This is a genomic window from Streptomyces sp. NPDC058650, assembly GCF_042717315.1.
Taxonomy (GTDB): domain Bacteria; phylum Actinomycetota; class Actinomycetes; order Streptomycetales; family Streptomycetaceae; genus Streptomyces.
Genome location: NZ_JBHXRL010000037.1, coordinates 18,662 through 28,463, shown reverse-complemented (window position 1 = coordinate 28,463; position 9,802 = coordinate 18,662). Strand labels below are relative to the sequence as shown.

The window sequence follows — 9,802 nt, the reverse complement described above, 5'->3', positions numbered from 1 at the left end:
CGTACGCGAGCCACACCGTCCGCGCCTCCTCCAGCTCGTCGAGAGCGGCCACCAGCCGCCCCGGATCGAGCTCCCGGTCCTCGGGACCGAACCTGTGCCTGCGGCACAGATGGTCCCAGGTCGCCCTGTGCCCGTACGGCGCGAACCGCTCCAGACACTTGCGCAGCGAGTACCTGCGCAGCGCCGTGTCGCACCTCGGATCGCGCACCTGTCTCGCGAGACTCCGGAATCCGGCCATCTCTCGCCACCTCCGTCGCTGGTCCTACCGCGGTATCAGAGGGACGAACGAGTGGCCCTTCGTGTTCCATCGAAATCCGGATGGCAGCCATCATCGGGGCGGGAGGGATCACCGAAGCGCAGCGGAACCCGCGGGTCCGCCGGGGTTCAGGGCCGTCCCGCCCGGGCCGCCGACACCACCACCCGGGCCAGCTCGGGACGGCGGATGTCGCTGTGGGAGCGGACCACCTCCGCCGCGTCCACGTTCACGCACCCCGAGCCCGGCACGCCGTCGCGCGGCACGTCCGCCACGGTCCGGGCCGCCGTGCCGGGCACCCCCTGGACACCGTCGTGCCCGATCGCGCCCCAGCGCGGGTCCGCCGTGCCCGGCGCGGTCAGCGACGCGGAGTCGCCCGCGAGCCGGGACGCCAGCGGGTACATCACCCCGAGCGCCGTGTCGTGCCGCGAGTAGCAGGCCACCACCGGACCGCGTACCCGGCGCTGCATGTCCCGCAGCGCGCCGGACCCGCGGGGGTCGTGCGGCAGCCGGGCGGCGAACGCGTAGTGCGAGAAGGCCCCCTGGAGCAGGGTCACGGAGGCCACCGGGCGCGCCCCCTCCGGAAGGCCGCGGAGCGCGTACGCGACGAGCCGGGCGCCCATGCTGTGCCCCACGAGGTGGACGCGCAGACCGGGGGCCGCCCGCGCGACCTCGCCGAGCAGCGGCCCGAGCCCGGACTCGCCGACCCGCCCGGCCCGCCGCTTCATCACGTAGTAGGCGGCCTGCCGCAGCGCCTCCCTCGCCCCCTTCCAGTACCGCTTGAGTCCCTCCCCGAAGCCGGCCTCCGCACCGGAGCTCCCCATGGCCTCGGTGAACAGGGCGCACACCTCCACCGGATCCGCGACCAGGAACTCCGGCACGGGCTCCGCGAACCCGGCGGCACCCGCCGCGCCCCCGGACACGTCGGTCAGCTCCCTCAGGAGCGCACCGAACTCGGCGAACGCGGCCTCGTCCGGCGGCGCGAGCGCCAGCAGCTCCGCGAGCCGCCCGAGGACCGGCTCCTTCTCCGGGAGGACCGTCACGAGCGCCCGGTAGTCCGGCACCGGTTCGTCCGTGAACGTCATCGACGGCCAGATCACCCCCGCGTACCCGGCCTCGACCCCGGGCCCGAACAGGGCGGGGAAGGGGGCGAAGAAGTCCGAGCAGAGGCGGGTGGCACCGGACGGGGAGCTGTTCCACCCGTGGGCGAGCAGCACCAGGTCCGTCACCCCCTGCCGGGCCGGCGCCGCGAGGGCCGCGGACTGACCCGCCGGCCCGTCGCCGTCCTTGTCGAAGATGATCTCCCGGTACGGCTCCACACTCATCCCCGTCACGGCCCGACCGTCCCTCCACGTCGAGGTGGTCGCCGCCCCGAGGACGCGCGGGTGCGCGGGCAGCGGCTCCACGGCCAGCATGCCCGCGCGGAGACCCGTCCAGACGTGACGCGGCGGCCCTCCTGTCGCGCCGTCGGCGCGGCCGCGAGGTCAGCGCAGCCGCGCCGCCGACACCCGGGGGAAGTGGATCAGCAGGTCGTACGAGTCGGGGAGCCGGAAGGGCACGACATCGCCCGGCCAGGGGTACGCCGTCCCGATGTGCCGGGCCGGCCGGGGCACGCCGAGCCAGTCGCGCGCCGCCGGGGTCGTCCGGCGCAGGTCCAGGTAGAAGGCACCGGGGGAGACCCGGTCCAGGGTGTGGGCGTGGCTGTCGGGGCCGAGCGGGCCGACGGTGAAGGCCCGCAGCGGCTCGCCCGGGGCCTCGGTGTCGTGCGCGTTGAACGAGCCCTGTCCGAAGGTCGCGCCGACGCTCACGTAGTCCCGGCCGAGGGCGTCCCGCAGGAAGGCGCCCTGGATCCGGGGGTACTGGTCCGCCTTCGGCGTCACGTACCCGACGTGTCCGTTGTGCGCGGAGAGCAGGATCCGGTCGCCGGTCTGCCGCTGCCACCACACGGTGTTCTCGGCCATCACGCGGTCCCGGTAGAGCATCGCCTCGGCGACGCCCGCGTCCGTCAGGTCGTGCGAGAACTCGGTGCCGACCTGGGCGATGACCCGCGCGTGCTGCACCGCCCAGTCGTGGGCCTCCCGCGCCCCGGGGGCCCTGCCCGGCCGCTCCCGTTCCAGGAGGGCGAGCGCCCGGTTCACGTCGTCGGCCATCCGCCGCCGCTCCGGCAGTGGCTTGACCAGGTACGCCTTCATCCACGCCTCGACCTCGCCGGAGGGCCGCGACGCGCGGTACAGCTCCCGGAAGCGGGGGAGGAGCGCGGGGCTGGTGCGCGCCACGTACGAGGTGACGTTGTCGAAGAGGTTCGGTCCCGCGTAGCCGAGGTCGTTGCCCATGAAGCGGACCTGGTGCTCGGGGTGGGTCTGGTTGTACTTCCGCATCCACCGGAAGAGGTCGAGGTACTCCTCGGTGTTCCAGAGGCGGTACGACTCCTGGAACTCGTCCCGCATGATCGCCCGGATGTCGCCCCGCCCGGTGCGGACCCACTCGTCGACGAGCAGTCCGGTCGACCAGTTGGCCTCCAGGGCGAAGGTGGTGAACCCCTTTCGCTCCACGAGGTGTTCGAAGATCCGGTGCTTGGCCTCGAAGAACTCCGCCGAGCTGTGGGTGGCCTCGCCGATGCCGACCACCGTGGCCGAGCCGATCATCCGGTCGAGCGGGCGCAGGTCGGTCAGGGGGTGGGCGGAGCGGGCGAGTTCGCGAGCGGGGTCGGGCGCGGGCCGGCCGGCCGCACCGGCGGCGGGCGCCAGGGTGCCGAGGCAGGCGGCGACCAGCACCCCGACGAGGAAGTGGCCCCGGCCGCGACGGGAGGAACGGCGCCGTAAGGAAAGGTTCGTGAGGTTCATGGGACAAGCGTGGTCGGCGGGACGCCCCCGGGACATCCCGCCCGCCCCCGTGCCCACCCGGGGGCCAACCCCCGTCAGCGGTAGAGCAGATGCTCCCGCCGCACCGCCCGGAAGGCCGTCAGGTCCGCCTCCCACGCCCCGACGACCTCGTCGGTGTCCGCGCCCGCGTCGATCAGGGTCCGTACCCGGGTCGAGCCGGTCAGCTTGTCGATCCAGTGGTCCGCCCGCCAGGCGAAGCCGGACCAGGAGCTCCGGGCGGTGACCAGGAGCCCGATCCCGGTCCGTACCGGGTCGAAGGACTCACGGTCGTGGACGTGCAGCTGCACCCCGCCCACGGTCTTCCCCTGGAACTTGGAGAAGGTCGGGGCGAAGTACGCCTCGCGGAAGCGGACTCCGGGCAGACCGAGGGCGTTCGCCGCCTCCGCCCACCGCCGGTCGACCCCCTCGGCGCCGAGCAGCTCGAAGGGACGGGTCGTGCCCCGGCCCTCGGACAGGTTCGTCCCCTCGAAGAGGCACGTGCCGGCGTAGACGAGCGCGGTGTCGGGGGTCGGCATGTTCGGGCTCGGCGGCACCCACGGCAGACCGGTCGCGTCGAAGAACTCGGTGCGCCGCCACCCCGTCATGCGGACGGTCTCCAGGGCCACGGGCTTGGCCAGGAACTCGGCGTTGAAGAGCAGCGCCAGCTCGGCCACCGTCATGCCGTGCGCCTGCGCGATCGGCTCGCGCCCGACGAAGGTCGCGAAGGCCCGGTCGAGGACGGGACCGAGCGCCGCCCGCCCGGTCACCGGGTTGGGCCGGTCGAGGACGACGAACCGCTTCCCGGCGAGCGCGGCGGCCACCATGCAGTCGTACAGCGTCCAGATGTACGTGTAGAAGCGCGCGCCGGCGTCCTGGATGTCGAAGACGACGGTGTCCACCCCAGAGGCCGTGAAGACGTCCGCCAGCGGCTGACCGCTCTTCAGGTACGTGTCGTAGACGGGCAGCCCGGTGGCCGGGTCGTCGTACCGCCCCTCGGAGCCGCCGGCCTGGGCGGTGCCCCGGAAGCCGTGCTCGGGGCCGAAGACGGCGACCAGGTCGACCCGTTCGTCGGCGTGCATCACGTCGACGATGTGCCGGGCGTCGGCGGTGACGCCGGTCGGGTTGGTGACGACGCCGACCCGCTCGCCGGCCAGCGGGGCGTACCCGTCCGCCGCGAGCCGCTCGAAGCCGGTACGCACGCGGCCGTGACCGGGGCCGGAGGCGGGGGCGGCAGCCGCGGTGGACGCGGTGGCCGCCACCACCCCGACGGCCCCTCCGGCGGCCAGCAGACTCCGACGCGACAGGCCCATGGAACCTCCTCGGGGTGACATGGGCACGCACGCTAGCGTCCCTGACCGCCCCGGGGAACGAGGCGTGCGGAACGGGTCTTCCGTCTCTCCATACCGACTGGTTAGTCTGTCCGGGTCGTCACAGTCGAGAGGTGGGGTCCATGAACGCGGTGACCGCGGTGAACAAGGACACGAACGAGCTCCGGGGCGCCGGTGTGGTCGTCACGGGAGCGGGCGGCGGGATCGGTGCCGCGCTCGCCCGGCGCTTCGCCGCCGAAGGGGCCCGCGTCGTCGTCAACGACCTCGACCCCGTCCGCACCAAGGTCGTCGCCGAGGAGATCGGCGCCGTCGCCGTCCCCGGCGACGCCTCCGCCGTCGTCGACGAGGCCCGCGAGGCCCTCGGCGGCACCGTCGACATCTGGTGCGCCAACGCAGGACTCTCCTCGCCCGGCGACGCCTTCGCCGACGAGGACGTCTGGGCCGCCGCCTGGGACGTCAACGTCATGGCCCACGTCCGCTCGGCCCGCGCCCTGCTCCCGGAGTGGCTGGAGCGCGGCAGCGGCCGCTTCGTCTCCACCGTCTCCGCCGCCGGACTGCTCACCATGATCGGCGCGGCGCCGTACAGCGTCTCCAAGCACGGCGCGTACGCCTTCGCCGAGTGGCTCTCCCTCACCTACCGCCACCGCGGCCTCAGGGTCCACGCGATCTGCCCGCAGGGCGTCCGTACGGACATGCTGACCGCCGCCGGGTCGGCCGGCGACCTCGTCCTCGCCCCCACCGCCATCGAGCCCGAGGACGTCGCCGACGCCCTCCTCGACGCCATCGCGGCCGACCGGTTCCTCGTCCTGCCCCACCCCGAGGTCGCCGCCTACTACCGCAACCGCGCCACCGACCCCGAGCGCTGGCTCGGCACCATGAACCACGTCCAGCGCACCTGGGAGACGGGCGCCCGCTAGCAGGCGCTCCGGCGGATGGGAAGATCTACGGACGGGGACGGTGTTCCCCCGACCAGGAACGATCACGAGGGAAGGCGGCGGCGCATGGCCAGGACGACGGACGAGAGCGGGGCACCGGTCCCCCAGAGGCTCCTCGCCGCCGCCACCCGGCTCTTCGCGGAGCAGGGCTACGACCGCACCTCCGTCCAGGAGATCGTCGAGGCCGCCGGGGTCACCAAGGGCGCCCTCTACCACTACTTCGGCTCCAAGGAGGACCTCCTCCAGGAGGTCTACGCCCGGGTCCTGCGCCTCCAGCAGGAGCGGCTCGACGCCTACGCGGACGCCGACGCGCCCGTCGAGGACCGGCTGCGCGGTGCCGCCGCCGACGTCGTCGTCACCACCATCGAGAACCTCGACGACGCGGCCATCTTCTTCCGCTCCATGCACCACCTCAGCCCCGAGAAGAACAAGCAGGTCAGGGGCGAGCGGCGGCGCTACCACGAGCGGTTCAGGGCACTGATCGAGGAAGGCCAGCGGTCCGGGGTGTTCTCCTCGGCCACCCCCGCCGACCTGGTCGTCGACTACCACTTCGGCTCGGTGCACCACCTGTCGACGTGGTACCGCCCGGACGGCCCGCTCACCCCGCAGCAGGTGGCCGACCACCTGGCCGACCTCCTGCTGCGGGCCCTGCGTCCGTAAGGCGCTCAGAGGTACTTCTTCAGCTCCCGCCGCGCCAGCGACCGCTGGTGCACCTCGTCCGGGCCGTCCGCGAGCTTCAGCGTCCGCGCCGCCGCCCACAGCTCGGCCAGCGGGAAGTCCTGCGAGACCCCGCCGGCGCCGTGCGCCTGCACCGCCTTGTCGATGATGTCGACCACCGCGCGGGGCGTCGCGATCTTGATGGCCTGGATCTCGGTGTGCGCGCCCCGGTTGCCGACGGTGTCCATGAGCCAGGCCGTCTTGAGGACGAGCAGCCGCAGCTGCTCGATCGTCACCCGGGCGTCCGCGATCCAGTTCTGGACGACGCCCTGCTGGGCCAGCGGCTTCCCGAAGGCCGTACGGGTCACCGCGCGCCGGCACATCAGCTCCACGGCCCGCTCGGCCATGCCGATGAGCCGCATGCAGTGGTGGATGCGGCCGGGGCCGAGCCGGGCCTGCGCGATGGCGAAGCCGCCGCCCTCCTCGCCGACCAGGTTCGCGGCGGGGACGCGGACGTCGTCGAACAGCACCTCGGCGTGGCCGCCGTGGTAGTGGTCCTCGTACCCGTACACCCGCATGGCGCGCCGTACCTCGACGCCGGGGGTGTCGCGCGGCACGAGGATCATCGACTGCTGGCGGCGGAGGTCGGAGCCGTCAGGGTCGGTCTTGCCCATGACGATGAAGATCTTGCAGTCGGGGTTCATGGCCCCGGAGATGTACCACTTGCGCCCGTCGACGACGTACGAGTCGCCGTCCCGCCGGATCCGGGTCTCGATGTTGGTCGCGTCGGAGGAGGCGACCTCGGGCTCGGTCATCGCGAAGGCCGAGCGGATCTCACCCGTGAGGAGTGGCTCCAGCCACTGCTTGCGCTGCGCCTCGTCGCCGAACTGGGCGAGGAGCTCCATGTTCCCGGTGTCCGGGGCCGCGCAGTTGAGGGCCGTCGGGGCCAGGTGCGGGCTGCGGCCGGTGATCTCGGCGAGCGGCGCGTACTGGAGGTTGGTGAGCCCGGCCCCGTACTCCGCGTCGGGCAGGAAGAGGTTCCAGAGGCCCTGGCGCTTGGCCTCGGCCTTGAGCTCCTCGACCACCGCCGGGGTGTCCCAGGGGGAGGCGAGCAGGGCGCGCTGTTCCTCGGCGACGGTCTCGGCCGGGTACACGTGCTCGTCCATGAAGGCGAGGAGTTTCGCCCGCAGTTCCTCGGTGCGGGCGTCGTACGCGAAGTCCATGGCGGATCAGCCTTCCTGAAGGGTGGTGAGGCCGTGCTCGATGAAGACGGGGACGAGTTCGCCGATGCGGTCGAAGCCGGCGCCGACGGTCTGCCCGAGGGTCCAGCGGTAGTGGATGCCCTCCAGGATCACGGCGAGCTTGAACCAGGCGAAGGCCGTGTACCAGGCGAGGGCCGAGGTGTCGCGGCCCGAGCGGGCCGCGTAGCGCTCGACCAGCTCGGCGGCGCTCGGATGCCCGGCGGCCGTGGCGGTCGTGGAGACGGGGGAGTCCGGCAGGTCGAGCGGCGTGCTGTACATGACGAGCAGGCCGAGGTCGGTGAGCGGGTCGCCGAGGGTGGACATCTCCCAGTCCAGGACGGCCCGGATGCGGTCGTCCACGCCGATGAGGACATTGTCGAGCCGGTAGTCGCCGTGGATCACGGTGGGCGGCGGCGACGCGGGAAGCGAGCGGCCGAGAGCGGCGTGCAGCTCGTCGATCCCCGCGAGGTCCCGGCCGCGCGAGGCGTCGAGCTGCTTTCCCCAGCGGCGCAACTGCCGGTCGAGGAAGCCCTCGGGGCGGCCGAAGTCGCCGAGGCCGACGGCCGCCGGGTCGACGGCGTGCAGGTCGACGAGCGTGTCGACCAGGCCGAGGACGGCGGCGCGGGTGCGCTCGGGGCCGAGCGGCGCGAGCTCCTGGGCCGAGCGGTACGGCGTCCCGTCGACGAACTCCATGACGTAGAAGGGCGCCCCGAGGACGGAGTCGTCCTCGCAGAGCAGCAGCGTCCCGGGGACGGGCACGTCCGTCGTGTGCAGCGCGCTGATGACGCGGTGCTCGCGCCGCATGTCGTGCGCGGTGGCGAGGACGTGTCCGAGCGGCGGCCGCCGGACGACCCAGCGGCCGGTGCGGTCGGTCACGACGTACGTCAGGTTCGACCGGCCGCCCTCGATCAGCCGGGCTTCGAGGGGGCCGGACACCAGACCGGGCCGCTCGCGGTCGAGGAACCGGCGCAGCTGCTCGGGGTCGAGACCTGGTGGCGGGGCGGAACTCATGGTGCGTACCTCCGGATCGGCTTCGGTCGGCGTTCATGATGACCGACCAGTCGGTATGTCGTCCAGAGGGGGGCCGGGAAACCCCGTACCGCACTCTGGCTCTTGATTCCATCCCTGAATAGGGTTCACATATGGATGCGAAGATGCTGCTCGTCGACGAAGTCCGGCTGACCCCGATCCTCATCTCCGACCCGCCCCTCCTCAATGTCCAGGGCGTTCACCAGCCCTTCACGCCCCGGCTGGTGGTGGAAGTGATCACCAAGGGTGGGGTGAGCGGCCTCGGGGAGACCTACGGCGACGGCGTGTACCTGGAACTGGCCCGGTCGATCGCCGAGGTCCTGCCCGGCCGCGCGGTCACGGACGTGAACGCGCTCTTCGCCCTGGCGGCATCCGCGGCCGAGGGCGGCGGCGCCGCGGACGTCGCCGAGGGTGTCGACACGGGTGGCGCCGCGGACGTCGACGCGGGTGGCCTGCGCGGCGTCAGGACCGCCGACAAGCTGCGCCTCTCCGTCGTCTCCGCCTTCGAGACCGCCTGCCTCGACGCCCTCGGCAAGAGCCTCGGGCTGCCCGTCCACGCCCTGCTCGGCGGCAAGGTCCGCGACACCGTCGAGTACAGCGCCTATCTCTTCTACCGCTGGGCCGCCCACCCGGGCGCCGGGCCCACGGACGACTGGGGCGCGGCCCTCGACCCCGCCGGGATCGTCGCCCAGGCCCGCCGCTTCGACCGCCTCCACGGCTTCCGCTCCTTCAAGCTCAAGGGCGGGGTGTTCGCACCCGAGCGGGAGATCGCCGCGATCCGCGCGCTCGCCGAGGCGTTCCCGGGCCGCCCGCTCCGCCTCGACCCCAACGGCGCCTGGTCCGTGGAGACCTCGCTGGCCGTCGCGCGCGAGCTCGAGGGCGTACTGGAGTACCTGGAGGACCCGGCGAGCGGCACCGGCGCCATGGCCGAGATCGCCGCCCGTACGGACGTGCCGCTCGCGACCAACATGTGCGTGACCACCTTCGAGGAGGTCCCGGAGGCCTTCGCGAAGGGGGCGGTACGGATCGTCCTCTGCGACCACCACTACTGGGGCGGGCTCCACCGCACCCGCGAACTGGCCGCGCTCTGCCGCACGTACGGTGTCGGGCTCTCCATGCACTCCAACACCCACCTGGGCATCAGTCTCGCCGCCATGACCCAGGTCGCCGCCACGCTGCCCGGGCTCGACCACGCCTGCGACACCCACTACCCCTGGCAGACCGAGGACGTCGTCACCACCCGGCCCGTCTTCCGCGCCGGCCGGCTCGCGGTCTCCGACGCGCCCGGCCTCGGCGTCGAGCTGGACCGGGACGCGCTGGCCGCACTCCACCGACGCTGGCTCGACGACGACGGCACCCTGCGGGAGCGCGACGACGCGGCGGCGATGCGGGCGGCGCACCCGGGGTGGACGCAAGGCAAGTGGTAGCCCCCGTTGCGGGCATTCGTTCCGCTGGGGCTGGGGCTGGGGCTGGGGGTCCCCCTCTGGGGAGGGCGGGC

8 protein-coding genes and 1 pseudogene are annotated in these 9,802 nt (G+C 73.2%); 3 read left to right on the top strand and 6 right to left on the bottom strand.

Annotation, left to right across the window (positions count from 1 at the left end; all coding sequences use genetic code 11):
• The 4 genes and pseudogenes from ACFWWU_RS36790 to ACFWWU_RS36775 all read right to left on the bottom strand — a co-directional run.
• Nucleotides 1–238: pseudogene (locus tag ACFWWU_RS36790) on the bottom strand (hypothetical protein); the annotation flags it as partial.
• Between the two features lie 146 nt (nt 239–384).
• On the bottom strand, nt 385–1,578 hold the full coding sequence (locus ACFWWU_RS36785) for a serine-threonine protein kinase (protein WP_384153422.1): 1,194 nt from the start codon (nt 1,576–1,578) through the stop codon (nt 385–387).
• Nucleotides 1,579–1,737: 159 nt separating this feature from the next.
• The gene (locus tag ACFWWU_RS36780; RefSeq protein ID WP_384153419.1) at nt 1,738–3,096 is read right to left on the bottom strand and encodes an erythromycin esterase family protein; all 1,359 of its coding nucleotides are present in this window, start codon (nt 3,094–3,096) and stop codon (nt 1,738–1,740) included.
• A gap of 74 nt (nt 3,097–3,170) precedes the next feature.
• The gene (locus ACFWWU_RS36775; protein ID WP_384153416.1) at nt 3,171–4,424 is read right to left on the bottom strand and encodes an exo-beta-N-acetylmuramidase NamZ domain-containing protein; all 1,254 of its coding nucleotides are present in this window, start codon (nt 4,422–4,424) and stop codon (nt 3,171–3,173) included.
• A gap of 140 nt (nt 4,425–4,564) precedes the next feature.
• Here ACFWWU_RS36775 and ACFWWU_RS36770 point away from each other — a divergent pair, with 140 nt between their 5' ends.
• Both ACFWWU_RS36770 and ACFWWU_RS36765 read left to right on the top strand, forming a co-directional pair.
• Complete coding sequence (locus ACFWWU_RS36770) at nt 4,565–5,359, top strand: SDR family oxidoreductase (protein WP_384153413.1); 795 nt, start codon at nt 4,565–4,567, stop codon at nt 5,357–5,359.
• 84 nt (nt 5,360–5,443) lie between these two features.
• Entirely contained in the window at nt 5,444–6,037 is a 594-nt protein-coding gene (locus tag ACFWWU_RS36765; RefSeq protein ID WP_317593938.1) for a TetR/AcrR family transcriptional regulator, read from the top strand.
• A gap of 5 nt (nt 6,038–6,042) precedes the next feature.
• Here the strand turns inward: ACFWWU_RS36765 and ACFWWU_RS36760 are convergent, their stop codons facing one another.
• Entirely contained in the window at nt 6,043–7,257 is a 1,215-nt protein-coding gene (locus ACFWWU_RS36760; protein ID WP_384153410.1) for an acyl-CoA dehydrogenase family protein, read from the bottom strand.
• A gap of 6 nt (nt 7,258–7,263) precedes the next feature.
• Entirely contained in the window at nt 7,264–8,286 is a 1,023-nt protein-coding gene (locus ACFWWU_RS36755) for a phosphotransferase family protein (protein WP_384153408.1), read from the bottom strand.
• A 131-nt stretch (nt 8,287–8,417) separates the two neighbouring features.
• Between ACFWWU_RS36755 and ACFWWU_RS36750 the strand changes: the two genes are divergently transcribed.
• A complete protein-coding gene (locus ACFWWU_RS36750) occupies nt 8,418–9,731 on the top strand; it encodes an enolase C-terminal domain-like protein (RefSeq protein WP_384153405.1) in 1,314 nt (437 codons plus the stop codon).
• Nucleotides 9,732–9,802: the final 71 nt, after the last annotated feature.